Origin of the sequence: Pseudomonas sp. MWU13-2105, assembly GCF_023242315.1 — a bacterium.
GTDB lineage: Bacteria > Pseudomonadota > Gammaproteobacteria > Pseudomonadales > Pseudomonadaceae > Aquipseudomonas.
In genome coordinates this window covers 53,147-71,587 of record NZ_JALLIY010000021.1, presented here as the reverse complement: position 1 = coordinate 71,587, position 18,441 = coordinate 53,147, and the positions used below count along the sequence as shown (strand labels likewise).

18 protein-coding genes are annotated in these 18,441 nt (G+C 64.4%); 3 read left to right on the top strand and 15 right to left on the bottom strand.

What is annotated here, in order from left to right; genetic code table 11:
- Nucleotides 1–3 precede the first annotated feature (3 nt).
- Together M5B96_RS26870 and M5B96_RS26865 are read left to right on the top strand one after the other, a co-directional pair.
- Nucleotides 4–1,326 (top strand): AAA-associated domain-containing protein, encoded by a 1,323-nt coding sequence (locus M5B96_RS26870; protein ID WP_248800001.1) that lies wholly within the window; start codon nt 4–6, stop codon nt 1,324–1,326.
- 319 nt (nt 1,327–1,645) lie between these two features.
- The gene (locus M5B96_RS26865; RefSeq protein ID WP_248800000.1) at nt 1,646–1,963 is read left to right on the top strand and encodes a hypothetical protein; all 318 of its coding nucleotides are present in this window, start codon (nt 1,646–1,648) and stop codon (nt 1,961–1,963) included.
- 69 nt (nt 1,964–2,032) lie between these two features.
- Here the strand turns inward: M5B96_RS26865 and M5B96_RS26860 are convergent, their stop codons facing one another.
- The 13 genes from M5B96_RS26860 to gspE all read right to left on the bottom strand — a co-directional run bounded on the left by M5B96_RS26860 (nt 2,033) and on the right by gspE (nt 14,629).
- A complete protein-coding gene (locus tag M5B96_RS26860) occupies nt 2,033–2,611 on the bottom strand; it encodes a DUF4337 domain-containing protein (RefSeq protein WP_248799999.1) in 579 nt (192 codons plus the stop codon).
- Nucleotides 2,612–2,680: 69 nt separating this feature from the next.
- A complete protein-coding gene (locus M5B96_RS26855; RefSeq protein ID WP_248799998.1) occupies nt 2,681–4,537 on the bottom strand; it encodes a DAHL domain-containing protein in 1,857 nt (618 codons plus the stop codon).
- Between the two features lie 89 nt (nt 4,538–4,626).
- Entirely contained in the window at nt 4,627–6,900 is a 2,274-nt protein-coding gene (gene gspD / locus M5B96_RS26850; protein WP_248799997.1) for a type II secretion system secretin GspD, read from the bottom strand.
- Between the two features lie 46 nt (nt 6,901–6,946).
- Complete coding sequence (locus M5B96_RS26845; RefSeq protein ID WP_248799996.1) at nt 6,947–7,447, bottom strand: general secretion pathway protein GspN; 501 nt, start codon at nt 7,445–7,447, stop codon at nt 6,947–6,949.
- Complete coding sequence (gene gspM, locus M5B96_RS26840) at nt 7,444–8,067, bottom strand: type II secretion system protein GspM (protein ID WP_248799995.1); 624 nt, start codon at nt 8,065–8,067, stop codon at nt 7,444–7,446. Before gspM ends, M5B96_RS26845 begins: the two co-directional genes overlap by 4 nt.
- Entirely contained in the window at nt 8,042–9,124 is a 1,083-nt protein-coding gene (locus M5B96_RS26835) for a PilN domain-containing protein (RefSeq protein ID WP_248799994.1), read from the bottom strand. The genes gspM and M5B96_RS26835 overlap by 26 nt, the downstream gene beginning before the upstream one ends.
- Complete coding sequence (locus M5B96_RS26830; protein ID WP_248799993.1) at nt 9,121–9,831, bottom strand: general secretion pathway protein GspK; 711 nt, start codon at nt 9,829–9,831, stop codon at nt 9,121–9,123. The genes M5B96_RS26835 and M5B96_RS26830 overlap by 4 nt, the downstream gene beginning before the upstream one ends.
- A complete protein-coding gene (locus tag M5B96_RS26825) occupies nt 9,828–10,457 on the bottom strand; it encodes a prepilin-type N-terminal cleavage/methylation domain-containing protein (protein WP_248799992.1) in 630 nt (209 codons plus the stop codon). The genes M5B96_RS26830 and M5B96_RS26825 overlap by 4 nt, the downstream gene beginning before the upstream one ends.
- A complete protein-coding gene (locus M5B96_RS26820) occupies nt 10,454–10,825 on the bottom strand; it encodes a prepilin-type N-terminal cleavage/methylation domain-containing protein (RefSeq protein WP_248799991.1) in 372 nt (123 codons plus the stop codon). The genes M5B96_RS26825 and M5B96_RS26820 overlap by 4 nt, the downstream gene beginning before the upstream one ends.
- Nucleotides 10,822–11,277, bottom strand: coding sequence for a GspH/FimT family pseudopilin (locus tag M5B96_RS26815; protein WP_248799990.1), 456 nt, complete (start codon nt 11,275–11,277; stop codon nt 10,822–10,824). Before M5B96_RS26815 ends, M5B96_RS26820 begins: the two co-directional genes overlap by 4 nt.
- Nucleotides 11,278–11,279: 2 nt before the next feature.
- On the bottom strand, nt 11,280–11,702 hold the full coding sequence (gene gspG, locus M5B96_RS26810) for a type II secretion system major pseudopilin GspG (protein ID WP_248799989.1): 423 nt from the start codon (nt 11,700–11,702) through the stop codon (nt 11,280–11,282).
- Between the two features lie 12 nt (nt 11,703–11,714).
- Nucleotides 11,715–12,923: a type II secretion system inner membrane protein GspF gene (gene gspF, locus M5B96_RS26805; protein ID WP_248799988.1), complete on the bottom strand. Its 1,209-nt coding sequence runs from the start codon at nt 12,921–12,923 to the stop codon at nt 11,715–11,717.
- 2 nt (nt 12,924–12,925) lie between these two features.
- A complete protein-coding gene (gene gspE / locus M5B96_RS26800; protein ID WP_412548656.1) occupies nt 12,926–14,629 on the bottom strand; it encodes a type II secretion system ATPase GspE in 1,704 nt (567 codons plus the stop codon).
- Nucleotides 14,630–15,089: 460 nt separating this feature from the next.
- On the opposite strand from gspE, the gene M5B96_RS26795 reads away from it, so the two are divergent.
- Entirely contained in the window at nt 15,090–15,305 is a 216-nt protein-coding gene (locus tag M5B96_RS26795; RefSeq protein ID WP_248799987.1) for a DUF2790 domain-containing protein, read from the top strand.
- A 184-nt stretch (nt 15,306–15,489) separates the two neighbouring features.
- On the opposite strand, the gene M5B96_RS26790 is transcribed toward M5B96_RS26795, so the two are convergent.
- A complete protein-coding gene (locus M5B96_RS26790; protein WP_248799986.1) occupies nt 15,490–16,842 on the bottom strand; it encodes an OprD family outer membrane porin in 1,353 nt (450 codons plus the stop codon).
- A gap of 202 nt (nt 16,843–17,044) precedes the next feature.
- Complete coding sequence (locus M5B96_RS26785) at nt 17,045–18,421, bottom strand: nucleobase:cation symporter-2 family protein (RefSeq protein ID WP_248799985.1); 1,377 nt, start codon at nt 18,419–18,421, stop codon at nt 17,045–17,047.
- Between the last annotated feature and the right edge of the window lie 20 nt (nt 18,422–18,441).

Below are 18,441 nucleotides of genomic sequence, written 5' to 3'. Positions count from 1 at the left end.
CTTATGAACAGTCATATCGAATACACCAGCAGCGCCCGCGAAATCTACTCGCTCACCAACGTGAGCAAGGGCTTTGGCAATGGCAAGGATGAGCGTCAGGTACTCAGCGAAGTCGACCTGCACCTGCACGAAGGCGAAGTGGTCGGGCTGCTGGGGCGCTCGGGCTCCGGCAAGTCGACCTTGCTGCGGATCATTGCCGGGCTGATCCAGCCGACTTCCGGCGAAGTGCTCTACAACGGCGAAACCCTGGACGGCCCGGCCAAGGGCGTGGCGATGGTGTTCCAGACCTTCGCCCTGTTTCCCTGGCTGACCGTGCTGGAAAACGTCGAGGCCGGCCTGCAGGCGTTGCAGGTCGAACCCAAGGAAGCGCGCAAGCGCGCGTTGGCGGCGATCGACCTGATCGGTCTCGACGGTTTTGAAAACGCCTACCCGCGTGAATTGTCCGGTGGTATGCGCCAGCGCGTGGGCTTTGCCCGTGGCCTGGTGGTCAACCCGACCTTGCTGCTGATGGACGAGCCGTTTTCCGCCCTCGACGTGCTCACCGCGGAAAACCTGCGTACCGACCTGCTGGAGTTGTGGAGTGGCGGGCAACTGCCGATCAAGTCGATCCTGATCGTGACCCACAACATCGAGGAAGCGGTGCTGATGTGCGACCGCATCCTGGTGCTGTCGTCCAACCCCGGGCGCGTGGTGGCGCAGATCAAGGTGCCGTTCGCTCACCCGCGCAACCGCCTGGACCCGATCTTCCGCAAGATGGTCGACGATATCTACGCGTTGATGACCAACCGCCGCAGTGCCGACGAACGCACCGGCAAGGCCGAGCTGCAACTGGGCAGCCGCCTGCCGGAAGTGCCGACCAACCTGATGGCCGGTCTGATCGAAGCCCTGGCGGCCGAGCCGTATCATGGCCACGCCGGCTTGCCGAATGTGGCCGAGCGCTTGCTGCTGGAGGTCGACGACCTGTTCCCGGTGGCCGAGATGCTCGAGCACTTGGGCTTTGCCGAACTGCGCGGCGCCGATATCAAGCTGACCGACTCGGGCAAGCGTTTCGCCGAGGACGGTACCCAGGAACGCAAGGTGATGTTTGCCGAGCACCTGCTGCGCACCGTGCCCCTGGCGGCGCGGATTCGCCAGGTATTGCAGGAACGTAACGGGCACTGGGCGCCACGGGTGCGTTTCGAGCAGGAACTGGAAGATTCCCTCAGCGAAGACTTCGTCGAGCAGACCCTGGAAAGCGTGATCAGCTGGGGCCGTTATGCCGAGATCTTCTCCTACAACGACACCACCGAAACCTTCAGCCTGGAAGACGTGGAAGGCGAGATCTGACACCTGTGGGAGCGAAGCTTGCCCGCGAAGCTTTTGGCGATCTTGAGGGCTCCTTCGCGAGCAAGCTCTGCTCCTACAGGTTTCGCGCTGTCCGGGCCTGTTTGTAGCCGACTGCGAACCCTTCGCAGATCCGGGATATCCGAAGTTTTCACTTGGCCGTGACAGATCGGGTACATGCCGAGGAACAATCTCTGCCTTGCCTCCGGTTGTTTCGCAGGCGGGCCAGTTTGAAGGGTCGAGACAGTAAGTCGTAGTGAAGCGTGTGCCGGTCGCGGTCATGACCGGACACGTCTACTGATCCCAACTTAAGGAGAGTCCGATGTCCATCGGCGCAATTCCGGCTGCAAACCTTGCTTCTGTGCGTATTGCCGGCCAGTCCCAGGCGACCCCGACACCCGCGCAAAATACCTCCACCACCGCCAGCACCACTACCACCGCCAACGTGGCCACCGATGCCTTGAAAGAGGCCACCGAAACCGCCGCACAAACCGCCCAGGAAGCCAGCCATGGCGACCGCGTGGCGCAGAAGCTGGTGCAAAAGCACCTGCTTCACAACGCCACGGCCACCGCCGCGCCGAAAGCCGTTTCCAACGGCAGCGGCCAGCCGATCGGGGAAACCATCAGTACCAAGGCGTAAACCGCTCGGACACGGCTGCATCAGTCAGCCCGGCCGGTACCGGGTTGACTGCCGCCGGGTGTTACCGTTTCAGATATGCAAACCGGCCAGGCCGCCGAGCACCACGCTGATACCCGCGGCGGTGTAGGCCAGGCGCTTGAGCCATTCCTTGCGGGTCAGCAGGGTGATCGCCGCCAGCGAAATGGCAATCTGGATCGCCGTCATCGCCTGGGCCCAGCGATGGTGCTGGTGCAGGACCTGCTCGGACTTGTCATCCCACTCGCGACTCTTGGCTTCCAATTCCTCGGCTTTCTGCCGCACGACTTCCTTTTCCTTCTTGTAGCGCTCGACCTCGGCCGTGTAATGCGCGGCATCCAGGCCCGGGATATGGCTGGCCATCTCCGAGAGGTTCTGCCGGCTGGACTTGGCCTGGTAGTAGTTCCACTGGTTGGCGGCTTCGGTCTTGAGGATCGCGGCGTTGTTCTTGTCCATCGCCGCTTCGCTTTCGGTGGAGCCCGCCTGGTAGCTGAGCATGGCGCCAATGGTGGCCATGATCGCGGTCATCACCGCGATCCGGCTGGCAAAACCGTCGCCGCGGGCTTGGGCGTGTTCGGTGGCATGTTCGACGTGTTTTTCGTGAGGGCTTGGGACTTCGAAGTTTTCAGTCATCAGGGCGGATCTTTGGGTGAAAAGGGGCGGGGGCAAAGTGTAAAGCGAGCGCTGGCAGAAGGCTCTCTCTCATTGATGAATATTCGAATACGCGGCCGGGGAGGCGTTCGCCGAAGGCCGCTCTTCTTGCAGGTGGAGGGTCTTCAAAGGGATCTCCAGGGTGAACAACGCGCCCTTGCCCGGCCCGTCGCTGTGCACGTAGAGGCGGCCTTCCATCTCGATCGCCGCCAGGGCGCAGCTGTGCAGGCCGAAGCCGTGGCCGTCCTTGCGAGTGGTGAAGCCGTGGGTGAAGATCTTCCCGATGTTCTCCACCGCGATGCCTTCGCCCTCATCCTTGACGCTGATGCGCAAGGTCTTGCCATCGACCACCCGTACGCCCAGGGTGATGTCCCGCTCGCGGTTGCTCAGGTCGGACACCGCGTACTTGGCGTTGCTGATCAGGTTGATCAGGATCAGCAGCAGGCGGTGCTTGTCGCCGAGGATGATCGGTACCGGCTGGTAGTCCTTGAGCACCGTGACCTTGTGCCGGTTCAGGGCGCCTGAGTTCATGCGCAGGGCATCTTCGAACAGATCGGTGATGTTCACCGGCTCCAGCAACTTGGCCGCGCCGGCATAGGATTGCTGGGTGGCGACGATTTCCTTGATGTGGTCGACGCTTTTGCTCAGTTGTGCCAGCTCCTGGACGATTTCCGTCTGTTCGGTGGCGATGGCCGCGGCCAGTTGGTTGAGGTAGGCGGGCAGCAGTTGGCCTTTCTCATCACGACTGACAAAGTCCCCCAGGTCAGCGCTGTGTTCGTTGATCAACTGCACCACCTTGGTCAGGCCCTGGGCCTTGCTGGAACGGATCCTGCGGGTGACCAGGTCGGCGGAGATATTCACGCTGTTGAGCACGTTGCCGACGTTGTGCAGGACATTGGTGGCAATTTCCGCCATGCCCGCCGTGCGGGCGGTGTCCATCAATTCGCTTTGCGCCTCCTTGAGCTCGCGGGTGCGTTCTTCGACCCGTTGTTCAAGGCGTTCGTTGGACAACTGCAGGGCGCTGTTCATCTGGTTGATCAGCGCATAGCTGCGCAGTTGGCGAATGATCAGGTAGAACACCAGCATGGCCATGAGGGCCGCGCAGACACTGAGATAGATCAGGTATTGGCGGTCCTGCAGCTCCGCGCGTCGCTGGATTTCATTGAGCAGTTCGTTGATGCCGTCCAGGCTGGGGGCGACCGGGATGAAGCCAATGCGGTCGAGCAGGTCATTGACCAGGGGTTGCTCGCGCACCACCACGTTGGCCTGGTCGATCAACTTGTCGATGGACGGGCTCAAGGTCGCCGGCAAGCTGCTTTTCTGCGCCGCCAGGTGCTGGATCTGCCGTTCGATCTTGTCGGCTTTGCCATTCGATACGTGTTGCGCATATTCCAGCGCGCTCAAGGTCAGTTTCGAGGCGCTGTAGAGCACGCTCAGGGTTTCCACCGGGTGTTCGACGCTGAAAGGTTCCAGGTCGGCCTGGATACCGTCTTCGATGGCCGACAGGGTTTCCAGGTCATCGCGCAAGGCGGTGTTGTGGGCCTGGAACTGCTCGATCAGCTTGTTCTTTTCCGCCGTGGCGTCCAGGTAGGCTTTCTTGCGCGCCTGCCAGATGCCGGAGTTGTCCAGGTAGCTGTTCTGCGCAACCAACTGGTCCCAGCGCCGGCTGGACTCCGCGATGGGGCCGGCCAGCAGGTTGTAATTGTATTCGTCGCTGATCCGGGTCTTGAGCAGCTTGGCGTCGAGCCTGGAGTCCAGTTGCTTGAGCTGGCGGATCAGGTCGCGGGACTCGAAGTAGGTGGAGGTTTCCCGGGAAAAGGCCTTGAGCAGCAGGAATGCCAGGAGGCTGACGAGAATGACAAACAGGGTGACCAGCGCCGCACTTCTGTATCGGCTCCATCGCATCATGGCGTACTTCCTGGTTACGGTTGACGGGGCGGCCTGGGGCTCTTTTCGCAAAGTGTAGTGCCGCTGCGTCTGCAAGTGCTGGAAAAGTGTCATTTCTTTGCATGGGTGGCGCTCCCGGGGTGGGCCTCCAGGGGGGGCATCAACTGCAGTTGCTGGCGGTACTCGTCGGTGATCTGCCGGGCCTCGCTGTTGCCGGTGATCACCCGCGGCGTGATCAGCACGATCAGTTCCGAGCGGCCGTGCTGGCGCTGGGTGTTGCCGAACAACCATTGCAGGCCGGGGATCCGCCCCAGGTACGGCACGCTGTTGTCGGTGCCGGTTTCGTTCTGCTTGATCAGCCCGCCGAGCAGGATGGTCTGCCCGCTTTGCACCGCCACCTGGGTCGCGACGGCGCGGGTGGAGATGGTCGGGTTGCCGTTGGCATCGACGGTGCTGCTGGCATCGCTGACCTGTTGCTGGATATCCATGTACACCAGGCCGCCGGGATTGATGCGCGGGACGACGTCGAGGATGACCCCGGTCTGGACGTACTGCACCGAGCTGGTGATGCTGTTGGAGCCGCTGGTATTGATGGTGGTCTGGTTGATCGGAATATTGTCGCCGACCTGGATCTGCGCCTGCTGGTTGTTCATCACCACCAGCGAAGGCGCCGACAGCACCCGGGTACTGCCGTTGGTTTCCAGGGCGTGCAGGGCTACTTGCAGGTTGTTGCTGACAAACGAGTAGAACAGCGCGTCCGTGGCGCCCAGGCCGGCGCCACCCCGGCCCAGCGCGGCCTGGTTGCCGGAGGCATTGGCGATGCCGGTGGTCGTCGAGTTGCCGGCCAGGCGTGCGAGGTACCACTGCACACCGAGGTTCAGCGAGCCGGTCAGGCCGACTTCGAGAATCCGCGTCTCGATCTGCACCTGCAGCGGCGGGTTGTCGAGCCGCTGGATCGCCGACTGGATCTCGGCCCATTGGGTCGGCCGGCTGCGCACCAGCAACTGGTTGCTGCTTTTCTGCGCGGTGATGCGCACCGAGTTGGTCGGGTTGTTCGCATTGAGCGGCGCGCGTGCGGTATTCGCCTGCCCCGGCGGGCCGAGCTGCAAGTCGTCGCTGGTCTGTCCCGGCGCGATGCCCGCCGGGCTGCTCAGCGGTGGTGGCAGGCCCTGGGTGCCGCCAGTACCGCCGGACAAGCCCGGGTTGCTGGCGGCGGAGCTGCCCAGGCCGGAGCCGAAACCGTTGCTGTTCAGGGTCACGGTGCGCAGCCCCGGCGCGACTTGCGCCGCGGCCTCTTCGGTAACCGCCTCGTCGCTATAGATCTGGCGCAGGTAACGGGCCAGGTCCGTGGCCTTCATGTTGCGCACGTCATACACATACATCTGCGGTTCGTCGCCGCCGCCCTGGTCGATGGTGTCGATCCAGCGACGTACATCGTTGAGGTACTCCGGTTGCGGCGAGATGGCGACAATCGCATTGGTCCGCTCGATGGGCAGGAAGCGCAGCATGCCGGCCAGCGGCGTACCGCTCTGGGCACCGAACAGCCGCTCCAGCTCGGGCATCAGTTGGCTGACATTGGCGCGCTTGAGGCCGAACACGCCGATGGACATGCCTTTGAGCCAGTTGACGTCGAAGGTGTCGATGGTTTGCTGGTAGTTGTTCAATTCGTCCGGCGTACCGGCCATCACCAGCACGTTGCGCGAAGTGTCGATGGCGAGGAAGGCACTCTCCCGGGCAAACGGCTTGAGCAGCTTCTGCATCTCCAGCGGCGAGATGTACTCCAGCACGAAAAAGCGTGCGGTCAGGCCGCTGCCCGGTTCCGGGATCGACTGCCGGGGCGTGAGCTGGCCGGCGACCGCCTGGTTGGCCGGGAGGATCAGGTAGCGTTCGCCCTGGCGGATGATTGCGTTGTTGGTCCAGGACAGCAGGGTTTCGAGAATGGAAAACGCCTGGGCCTTGTCCACCGGACGGGAGGTCGAGAAGGTCACTTCACCGCTCACCCCCTGGCCGATGCTGTAGTTCTCCTTGAGCACATCGCCGAGGATGGTATTGACCACCGCCTGGATCGGCACGCCGGCAAAGTTGAACAGCGTACTGTTGTCGCCCTGGGTTGCTGTGGGGGGCCTGGGTGGGGGGCTGCTGCGTGCCACCAGGCTCTGGCTGCCGCGGATGATCTGTGATCCCGAGGCGGGCGCTGCCAGGGGCGCGGTAGTAACGCCGGCACGTGGCATCGCCGGTGCCAGGGGCGGGCGATCCGCCCCGGTGCCAGACAGGCCGTCGCGGACCAGTTGCTCGTCATGCACATCGTCATCGCTCACCGGCGCTATGCAGCCCGAGAGCAGGATGAGGCTGAGAAGGCAGGGGTAGACGGCACGTTCGCTCACGTTGATTCATCCTTGTACGGCTCGCTGCCGGGCTGCGCAGTGGTCTTTAATGCACGGCCGTGGCCGGCAGTTTCAACACGGGAAGGCTCAGTTCCTGCTGGCTGGACTTGAAGCTCAGGGACACGCTCTGCGCGGTGATCCGCTCGATCCGCCAGCCATTGGGCAAGGTTTGGCCTTCGGCGACGCTCAGGCTCTTGCCGTCCTTGGTCTTGAACAGTGCCTTATGCAAGTCCGCGGAGATGGCGATGCCATTCAGTGAAAAACCGGCGAGCGACTGGGTATCGTGTTCGCCCCTGGCCAGCGGTTCGGCCGGGTCGGGCTTGCGATCGCGGTTGAACAGCGAGCGCTCCCAGATCCCGGCATAGGACGCCAGCGCCGGGGCGTCTTCGGCCGTCACCGATGTGACCGGCGAGGGCGGCGCGGTATGGGCCGGTTCGGGGTACCACTCGATTCCCGCGCCCAGCCCCTCGAACAGGGCGAGGCAGAGGGCCGCCAGCGCCACCACCAGGACGCCCAGCCACATTGTCAGCCGGCCCGGGATTTTCATGTCGCCGGCTCCCCTTTGCCGGCCGGCGGACGCTGGACCGGAGGGTTGTCCAGATAGGCGCCGATCTGCAGTTGCACCGCCAGGCGGTGATTGGCGTCGGGACCGGGCATGGGGTTGCGGCGAATACTCAGGGTTTCGACAAACAGCGCCAGCGGCTGGTTTTCCAGCTTATAGAGCAGGCTGGCCAGGGGTTCGATGGCGCAATCGAGGTTGATGCTGACCTTGACCTGGCGGTACGGCGCGCTGTCGCCGGGCGGGATCGGCATGCGATTGGTCATGGTGCAGCCACCGCCCTCGGGCGCCAGGCCCTGCAGTTGGCTGGCCACCTCTTGCATGAGTTGCGCGGTGGCCGCGCCGGCATCGGCGTCCGGCAGCAGTCCGGCATTGCTATGCGGCGCGTTGGCGGCTTGCGCCAGCTGGGCTTCGAGGAGCGGCCGCTGGAGCTCCAGCGCCTGGTAGCGTTGCTGCTCGGCCCGCAGGGTGTGCATGTCCGCGCTGATCGACTGTAAAGGCGCGGTAAACCACCAGTGGATAGCGATGAAATAGGCCGCGATCAGGCCCAGTGCGGCCAGGAGCCAGGCCGCGACCCGTTGCTCACGGCGTGTCAGGCGCAGGGGCATGGCGCTCCTCCCGGGAACTCAACTGGGCGGTCAGGTTGAGTCGGTCCTGGCCGGTGCTGGCGTCGGCTTGAATCCCCCCCTGGAACTGCAGGTTCCGCAAGTGGCCGCAGGCTTTCATCTTGCCGATCAGCTCGCCGGCCTGGCTGCTTTGCGCGCTGAGGGTCAGGGTGCCCTGGGCATCGATGTCCAGCTGTTCCAGCCAGGTATCGGCGGGGATACAGGCGCTCAGTTCCCGCAGCAGCTCGGTCCTGGGCAGCGCCAGGGCCCTTTGCGTTTGCACATAGCGCCCGGTGTCGAGGGTGTCGTTGAGTTGCTGGCGCAGCCCCTGGATCTGCTGGCTGGCGCTGCGCAGCGCGCTGACCTCGGCGGTCATGGCGTCCAGGGCCGACTGGCGGTTATGCAGCCACAGCAGCATGGCCACCAGCAGCAGGCCGACACCGAGCAGGGCCAATCCGAGCCTTAGCCGCCGGGCCGGATGCCGCTCCTGGGGCCGACGCTGGGCGGGCAACAGGTTGACCTGCAGGCGCGCGCCGTTGCGATCCAGCGCGTCGATGGCATCGATACGCAGGCCGTTGCGCGCCGCTTCATCGAGGATCGCGTCGATGCGCTCGCGCAGGGCGACCACCAGGGTCAGCTCGAACACCGGCTTGGTGCGGTCTTCGCGCGGCTCGCACAGCGTATCGAAATAGACCTGGGCGGCCTTGAACGGGGTGTACTTGTCCATCTCGAAGGCCAGCGCCGCGTGGGCCTGCGCGGCGGCGGCGAGGGGCAGTTGCACGCGGCTGAGCAGGACCTGTTCGCAGGGCATCAGCAAGATCCGGCGCCGGGCCGGGTCGGTGTACCCGGGGGACTGGGGCAGGGCGTCTTCGGGCCAGTGCAGTAACTGCTCGTGCTGCGACGACTCCAGGCGTTCGCGCCAGCGCCGCGGCAGGCCGCCAATCAGCTCCCGCCGCCACCAGCGCAGGAACGCCGGTAGCCGCGAGGCCTGCCAGTATTGTTCCAGCTGCGCTGTCGCGGCCCGCAGGGGGCCGGGCCAGGGCCGTTCAAGTGCCTTCATTCCTGCCACCGCAACACGCGATAGAGTTGCGTGCCCTGGGCCTGTGGATCGAGGACGAAAGTCACATCCAGGTTCGCGGAAAATGGCGCCACCCGCACTGCCCGGATCCGTGCGCTGTAGATCGCCCCGGCGGGGCTTTCGAGCACGGGCGCCGGCAGCTTGAGCGCGGCTCGCAGCGGCGCCGTGGCATAGCTCGGATCCGGCTCGGCGAGGCCGGTCCAGATCGTCAGGTTCGGCGCCAGTCGCGCATAGAGCGTGCGATCCATGGCGGCGAACACCTGCAGTTGCTCGACCGCCCACAACGGATTGTCGCCGGTCCGGTGGGCCAGCAGTTCCCGGGTCAGTTTGCGGCCTTGGGCGGGGCTGGCGCCCAGATACCCCAGCACCTGGTTGAAGGCTTCGGCGGGCACCTGGTTGAGGTCCAGCTTGCCGCGTTCGCTGTGCAACTCGACGGTCAATTGCGCGTCGTCGACGTTCAACTGATAGCGGCGCCCGTCGGCGATCATCCCCGGTACCTTGGCCGACAGGCTCCGCACCACCAGCGCCAGGCCGGATTCGGCGGCGAGCAGGGCGCGGGTATGTTGCAGGGCATAGGCACTCTGGCGGTTTTCCAGGCGCACCGTGCCCACCACCACGGCCATCATCAGGCTCAACAGCGCCAGGGCCCAGAGCGCCAGCACCAAGGCCGCCCCGCGTTGGCCGTTCATCGCGAGACCTGTGCGTCATCGAGGCCCTGGCTCATGCGCAGGGCCACCACCAGCGGCGGCCAGGGGATGGGGCCACGGGCCTGCAACTCGACGCGTATCGCCAGTGGCAGGCGTTCCGGCCAGGGCCAGCGGGGCAGCCAGCCAGTGGGCTGGGAGCGTTCGTCCAGGCCACGGTAGCTCAACTGCCAGCTGTCCAGGTGCGGCAGCAGGATCTGCGGTTCGCCCCAGGCCCGCAGGCCCTGGGTGTCGATCTGGAAGAACGCCACTTGCAGGTCCTTCGACCCATAGCTGTTCGCCACCAGGGAGAACGCCTGCAGTTGCAGGCCACCGGCCAGTCGCGGTGGTAGCGGGGCGACGAAGCGCATCTGTTGCGGTTCGCCTTCGAACACCTGGCCGAGGTTGGCCGCGTCATGCAGAAACACCTCCGGATAGGCCTGTTGCGCGGAATTTCTGAGGAAATCCTGGGCCGAGCGGACCTCGTTCAGGCGGTTGGAATAGCGTTCGCCGAGGTCCTGGGTGCGGTTGCTGGCGGTCAGCGCCGAGGCGATCAGCACCATCAACAGCCCGAGCAGGCTCAGGGCAACCAGCACTTCCAGCAAGGTGAACCCCCGTGGCCGTGCTTTCATGGCGTGGCTCCCGGGACGTGGCCCTGGGCACGCCAGGTGACGAAGTGTTCCTCGCGGCGGCCCTGTTCCAGCACCAGTTCCAGCCGGTAGAGGTCCACCGGCGGCGTGCCGGGTTGCGCGGTGGCGGTCAGTTGCCATTGCACCTGTGCCAGGCGACCCTGCCATTGTCCTGGCTTGAGCCGTTTGCGGCTCTGTTCGTCGAACAGGGTCTTGGCCAGCAGCGCCATGCGTGTGCTCTGCTCGTCGCGCAACAGGGCTTGGGTGCTGCTGCCCAGGGCATTGAGGTACGCGGTGAAGCCGATGCTCAGCACGACCACAGCGGCGAGCATTTCCAACAGGGTGAAACCGCCTTGGGCCGGTGTTGTCATGGGCTGACACCGTCCTGCCAACTGACCTTGCCGGTCAGCCAGGCGATATCCACCCGCCAATGCTCCGGACCGCGTTCCAGGTAGACGTTGCCGCCGCTGGAGCCGCCGTCCGGATAGAACTCGATCACCCCGTCGCGGGATGACGACAGCTCGGCGGCGCTGGTCAGGCGCAGGTGCATGCCGGCGGGCAGGAAATGCGCGGCCTGGCCCGCGGCCCGGTAGCTATTGTGGATCAGGTCGAAGTGCAGGGCGGCCGGCTGGCCGCTCAGCACGGCCTGGCTGCGTACGTTGCGCAACGCCAGGCTCAGGTCGCGCTTGGCCTGGCGCTCACGGGCATTCTCCAGGCCGCCGGCGACACTGTGGGCGAGCAGGCTGGCGCCGATCGAGATGATCAGGATCACCGCCAGCAGCTCCAGCAGGGTAAAGGCCCGGGCACCGCGCAGCTTGGCCATGATTATTCCCAGTTGCCCAGGTCGGCGTTGTAGCCGTCGCCGCCGGGTTGCCCGTCCTTGCCGTAGAAAATCAGGTCGAAAGGACTGTGCGCACCGGGATAGCGGTAACCGAACGAATGGCCGTAAGGGTCCAGCAGATCGCTGGGCTTGGCGTAGGGGCCGTTCCAGTTATGCACGTTGACGGGCGCGTTGGTCAGGTCGACCAGGTCCCTGGGCGGGGTGCCGATGTCCAGGGCATAGCTTTCTATCTTCATCGACAGGCTGGCCAGTTGCGCCTTGCCGGCGCCGTACTTGCCCTTGTCGACATTGGCCCCGACCTGGCGCACGACGATGGTCGCGACCACGCCGAGGAGGACGATCACCGCGAGCATCTCCAGCAGGGTGAAACCTTGGTGGCGGTAACGCAGCGAACGACTGGCGATCATGGCGGCTTCCTTTCAGAGGTTATTGGTCAAGCTCATCAGCGGCAGCATGATGGCCAGCATGATCAGCCCGACCAGGGCGGCCATCACCAGGGTCAGGGACGGCACCAGGGCGGCGAGCAGGCGGTCGATATGACGCTTGGCCTCGGCGTCGAAAATGCTCGCCACCTTGAGCAGCAGGCGGTCGAGTTGCCCGGACTCCTCGCCGACCTGGATCATCTGCAGTGCCAGTTCCGGGAAAGTCGCGCTGGCTTCCATGGCCGTCGACAACCGGCTGCCATCCTTGACCCGGACGATGGTCTGCGCCACCGCGTCGCGGAGCACCTGGTTGCGGCAGACCTGGCGGGCGATATCGAAGGCGCTGATCAACGCCACGCCCTGGCTCAGCAGGGTGCCGAGGGTATGCGCCAGGCGCGCGGTTTCCAGGCGCAGCAGCAACGGCCCGATGACCCAGGCGCGCAGCATCAGGCGATCCCATTGCCGGCGACCTGCTGGCGTATGCAGGCGGCGGGCGAGCCAGCCGAGCAGCACGGCCATGCCCCCGAGCAGGTAGAGGATGTCGTTGCCGAGGAACTGGCCGAGGGCGAGGATCGCCGCAGTGACCAGCGGTACCGGCACCCCCAGGTCGCTGAAGATCGGCACGAATTGCGGCACCACATAGGCCAGCAGCAGGACCAGAGAGCCGAGCACACCGAGCAGCAGGAAGGCCGGGTAGATCAGCGCATTGAGCACCTCGCCGCGGACTTTGCGCAGCCGTTCCAGATAGGTCGCCAGTTGCCCGAGCGTCTCGCCCAGCGCGCCGCCGGCTTCCCCGGCGCGCACCAGGCTGAGGTACAGCGGCGAGAATGGCGGACCCTCTAGGGCCATCGCCGCCGACAACGGCTGGCCGCCCTTGACCCGCTCGCGGATGCGTTCGAGCAGGTGCCGGGCCTGGGGTTTGCCCGGTTGGCGGAGCAGAGTGCTCAAGGCCCGCTCCAGCGGTTGGCCGGCGTCCAGCAGGGTGGCGAGTTGCTGGGTGAAGCGCTCCAGCGCATCGGCATTCAGCGCCGGGCGGTTGAACCAGCTCCCGCCCGCTGCGCTGCCTGGCGCTGCCGGTTCCAGCTGCAACACCAGCAGACCGCGCTCCTGCAACTGGCTGGCGGCGCCGTCTTCGCCCTCGGCGTCGAGGGCGCCGCTGACGCGGCTGCCAGTGGGGTCCAGGGCGCGATAGCGATAGTGTTCCATGCTCAGTCGCCGCGCGTGACGCGCAGCACCTCTTCAAGGCTGGTGATTCCGGCCAGCGCCTGGCGCAAGCCGTCTTCGTAGAGGGTGCGCAGCCCGTTGTCGCGGGCCGCCTGCTCCAGCGTCGCGGCGTCGGCATGGCGCATCAGCAGCGAGCGCAGGGTGTCATTCATCACCAGCAGCTCGCTGAGCGCGCTGCGCCCGCGATAACCGTTGCCGGCGGCCTCCCGGCGCGGGCGATAGAGGCGGATCGGGCGTTCATCGGTAAAGCGCTGCAACTGATGCTCGGCCACCAGCTCCGCCGGCGCCTCGAAGCTTTCCCGCCATTCCGGGGCCAGCCGGCGCACCAGGCGCTGGGCGAGAATGCCATTGACCGCCGAGGCAATCAGGTAGCTTTCGACTCCCATGTCGAGCAGGCGGGTGATGCTCGCGGCGGCGCTGTTGGTGTGCAGGGTGGAAAGCACCAGGTGGCCGGTCAGCGCGGACTGGATAGCGATCCGGCAGGTTTCCAGGTCACGCATCTCGCCGATCATGATCACGTCCGGGTCCTGGCGCACGATGGCGCGCAGCACCCCGGCGAAGTCCAGGCCAATGCTCGGCTTGACCTGGATCTGGTTGATCCCCTCCAACTGGTATTCCACCGGGTCCTCGACGCTGATGATCTTGCGTTCGGCGGTATTCAGCCGGGCGAGGGCGGTGTACAGGGTGGTGGTCTTGCCCGAGCCGGTGGGCCCGGTGACCAGCAGGATGCCATGGGGCTGTTCGAGCACGTCGAGGAAGGCGTCGAGGCGGGCGCCGTCGAAACCCAGGCTGGGGAAGTCGAAGGACAGGCTCTGGCGGTCAAGCAGGCGCATGACCAGCGACTCGCCGAAGCTGGTGGGCACGGTGGACACCCGCAGGTCCAGCTCCTTGCCCTGTACCCGCAGCATGATCCGGCCGTCCTGGGGCAGGCGGCGTTCGGCGATATCCAGGCGCGCCATGATCTTGATCCGCGAGATCACCGCCGCCGAGGAGCTCACGGGCGGGGCTTCGGCCTGGTGCAGCAAGCCATCGACCCGGTAGCGGACATTGAGCTGGTTCTCGAAGGGTTCGATATGGATATCCGACGCGCGTTGCTCCACCGCCCGTTGCAGCAGCAGGTTGACCAGGCGAATCACTGGTGCCTCCGAGGCGAGGTCCTTGAGGTGTTCGATATCGGTCTTCTGGTTGCCGCTGTCTTCTTCCAGGTTCTCGATCAGCGTGCCCATCGCCGTGCGGCCCTGGCCGTAATAACGTTCGATCAATTGCTCGATATCGCTGCGCAGGCCGATGGACAGGCGCACCGGGCATTGGCAGGCATACTCCAGCGCGTGCAGGGCGTGGGGCTGGTTCGGGTTGGCGATCAGCACGTGCAACTCGTCGGCGGCGGCCGCCAGCGGCACCAGGCAATGCTGCTTGAGGAAGCGTGGCGCCAGCTCGGGCGGGTGTTCCAGTAGATCGGGCGCACTCGTCAGCGCCAGCAGGGGCACGCCGAGCAGGGTCGACCAGGCCTGGGCGAGGTCCAGTTCCGAGACCAGGCCCAGGCGCGACAGCAATTCGCTCGAGTCCTGCAGCGCGCCGCCATCTTGCAGCTGCCGTGCCCGGTCGAGATCGGCGGGTTTCAGGCGGCCGGCGTCGACCAGCCAGTCGACGGCGAGCTTGCCCAGGTCATGGGACATCAGGGCGTTCATGGTGCTCTCTCCAGGCTCCATGCCTGTCGGAACAGCCTGATCCCGAAGTGCCTGGGCGGCTACTGTCAGAAATGACAGTTCTGCTGACCGTTGGTCGGGAGGACTGCCCGGCGAGCAGATGTGATGGCCGATTCTGGAATGCCTGCGGATGGGGGGCTTCGAGCGGATAATAATTTTATGGAATTTGAATTGGAGTGTCGGTAAGTAATGAATGATTGGTAATAGCGCGATTGTTTGCCGGGATATTTGCAAGTGTAAGTTTTGTTATATTCGCTCGGCGCAAGCAAGTATGGGTGTTTTAGCGCGATTGTCAGGTGATGAGTTGCGGGTTTTATAAAGTTTTATTTAAGAAAGTTTGCGATTTTCTTAATCCAAGGGTAATGGTCGATTGAGAGTCTGCTCAGGTGCTGTCTGCCCAGTGCGGCAGGTTGTTCCCTATTTTTATCTTGAGTAGATCGCCATGAATATCTATACGAAGTGTCTGACCGTTGCGCTATTCGTTTTCAGTGCCCAAGCCTTTGCCCTGGACAGAAAAGACATTGCCGAAGTTATTCGCGTGGATTCCGATCCTTATGCCTGTGGCATCGTTGACGCGAAGATGACCTACAAGACCCCGAGCGGGGAGATCAAGGAGTACAAGTACAAGACTTGGGGCAGTGGCTGTTCCGGGGATTGATCTATCCAGTGTATGGAGTGGTCGTTCGATAAGCAGGTTGGATTATTGAAAGCTGTGGGTGCGGTGCTTGCTCGCGAAGCTTTTATCGACCTCAAGGGCCTATTCGCGAGCAAGCTCTGCTCCTACAAGGACCGGGGTTGACCCTGATTGAATGACATCAGGACTGTCCCGGCCCCAGGGTTTCCTACCAGAGTGGCACCACATAACTTACATAGAAGCGGTTTTCGTCTTGGATGGTCGCCCCCGTGATGTCCGGGCTTGCATGGGCATTCTGCCAACGTACGCCAAGGCCTTTCAGCTGACCGCTCGGGACGTTGTAGGCCAGCGAGATATCGCGTTCCCATTCCTTGGCATTGGGGTCGGAGGGAGTCCTGATCTGATCGCCGTGAGCGTAGGTGGCGGCAAATGCCAGGCCATCGATCCCCAGGTGGGCGAAGTCGTATTTGTACTGCGCCAGCCAGGTGCGTTCACCGGCGTGTTGGAATTTGTTCAATTGCAGGTTGGTCAGCGCCGGGGTGTCAGCGCCCGAGCCCGGGCCCTGGAGGCTGGAGCCGCTGTTCAGGCCGGAGTCCAGGTATGGGAAGTCGCTGTTGCCACTGTTTTTCTGGGCACCCAGGCCAACGGTGTGGCCGGCCAGGCTATAGCTTTCCATCAGGCTGATGGTCGACTGGTTGATCCGCCCCTTGGTCAGGCCGTTGCCGTAGTAACCGGCGGCCGCGTACTGGCTGTCGCCATCGGAGTTGCCGCCGGTACCCAGGCTGCGGTAGGCGCGCAAGTCGCTGTCGATGGCGCCGACGGGCAGGGCGTCATGCCGCTTGGCGCCGAGGAAGGCCTGTTGGTAGTAGTCCGACAGGTTCGAGTACCAGGCGCTCAGGGTGGTGCCCGGGATACCGGCGTAGTCGGCACCGCCGTAGAGGAAACGATTACTCTTCTTGGTGCCGCCGGCGGTGATCATGCCGACGTCGCCGGTTTCGTTGCGAATCTTGGTCTGGGTGATATCGCCGACGGTGAAGGTGAAGTTATCCAGGTCCTTGGACACCAGTTGCGCACCGGTGTTGGTCTGGCGGTACAGGCGGCCGTCGGTGTTGGCCAGCATCGGGTTGTTCTGGTACAGGGTACCGACGCGCAGTTCATCCTTGAGGAAACGCGCCTTGATCGTCGGGCTGAGCACGCCGAACTGATCGACGGACTTGCCGTTGTCCAGCGGAAACATACTGCCGGGGTAGCGGCCCTGGTGGGTCTTGTCGTTCAGGTCGCCGCCGGAATCGAGCTTCAGGCCGTAGAACGCTTGCAGGTCCAGGCCCAGGCCGATGGTGCCTTCGGTGTAGCCGGACTTGAAGTCGAACTGGAAGCCCTGGCCCCAATCGTGATAGCTCTTGGCCTTGGCCGTGCTGCCACTGACGCCTTGACCATCCTGGTTCAGGTAGCGGTTAAGGAGGGTCACGTCGGCGTGACTGTCATCGATGAAGTCCGCGTGGGCGTAGATCGTGACACTCGCCAGGGCGGCGCCCACTAAGGGGCTCAACAGCTTGTTCATTGGGTTCGGATCCTAGTCACAGAATTGAAATAAGAGCAGCAAACTCTTGAAACAATTAAAGGGGCGGTATGTGACAGTTCCGAGTCAAAAAACCCTTGCGGGACATGAACTTTAGTTTAATAAGAGCCTGATTTCGGTCAGGTTTTTTTCCGGCTGGAGGCCTCAAGACGGCGGCTTTCAAGGCCGCCGCCGATGTCGCTGATCAGGCTTTTTGTGCTTCCGGCAGGAACCAGTTCAGCAGCAGCGCGCAGATGCCGCCGGTGGCTACGCCGGACTCCAGCACGTTACGCAGCGCCGCCGGCATATGGGCGAGGAATTCCGGGACCTGGGAGACGCCAAGGCCCAGGGCCAGGGACACGGCGATGATCAGCAGGGCCCGACGGTCGAGGTGGATGCTGGCGAGGATATTGATCCCCGAGGCCGCCACCGCGCCGAACATCACCATGGCCGCGCCACCGAGCACCGGTTCGGGCACCGCCTGGATCGCGCCGGCCACCGAGGGGAACAGGCCGAGCAGCACCAGCATCAGGGCGATCCACTGGCCGATATGCCGGCTGGCAATGCCGGTCAACTGAATCACCCCGTTGTTCTGGGCGAAGATCGAACTGGGAAAGGTGTTGAACAGCCCGGCGAGCAGCGAGTTGGCGCCGTTGACCAGCACGCCGCCCTTGATCCTCCGCATCCACAGCGGGCCTTCCACCGGCTGGCGCGAGACCTTGCTGGTGGCGGTGACGTCGCCGATGGCTTCCAGGGACGTCACCAGGTAGATCACCAGCATCGGAATGAACAGCGCCCAGGAGAATCCGAGGCCGAAGTGCAGCGGGGTGGGGACCTGGAACAGCGCGGCCTCGTGCATGCCGGTGAAGTTCAGGCGGCCCAGGTAACCGGCCAGGGCATAGCCGGCCGCCAGGGCGATGACGATGGCGCAACTGCGCATCCACACCAGCGGGATGCGGTTGAGGACCACGATGATTGCCAGGACCACGCCGGACAGCAGCAGGTTCTCGCCGTTGGCGAAGGTGCCGTTGGCCATGGCGCTGAAACCGCCGCCCATGCTGATCAGGCCGACCTTGATCAGGGTCAGGCCGATCATCAGCACGACGATGCCGGTCACCAGCGGGGTGATCATGCGCTTGACGAAGGGCAGGATCCGCGAGATGCCCATCTCGATGAAGGAGCCGGCGATGACCACGCCGAAGATCGTCGCCATCACCGTCTCCACCGGCGTGCCTTGCTTGACCATCAGCGCGCCGCCGGCAATCAGCGGGCCGACGAAGTTGAAGCTGGTGCCCTGGACGATCAACAGCCCGGCGCCGAAGGGACCGAAGCGGCGGCACTGGACGAAGGTGGCGATGCCGGAGATCACCAGGGACATCGAGACGATCAGGTTGGTGTCCCGCGCCGACACGCCCAGGGCCTGGCAGATCAACAGGCCGGGGGTGACGATGGGCACGATGATCGCCAGCAGGTGCTGCAGGGCCGCGAGCAGGCCGATCAGCAAGCGGGGGCGGTCCTCGAGGCCGAGGATCAGTTCGCTGGCCTGGGGCTCGGCGGCGGGCGGAGTCTGGTGAGCGGTCATGGCGGGGCCCTGGGAAAAAA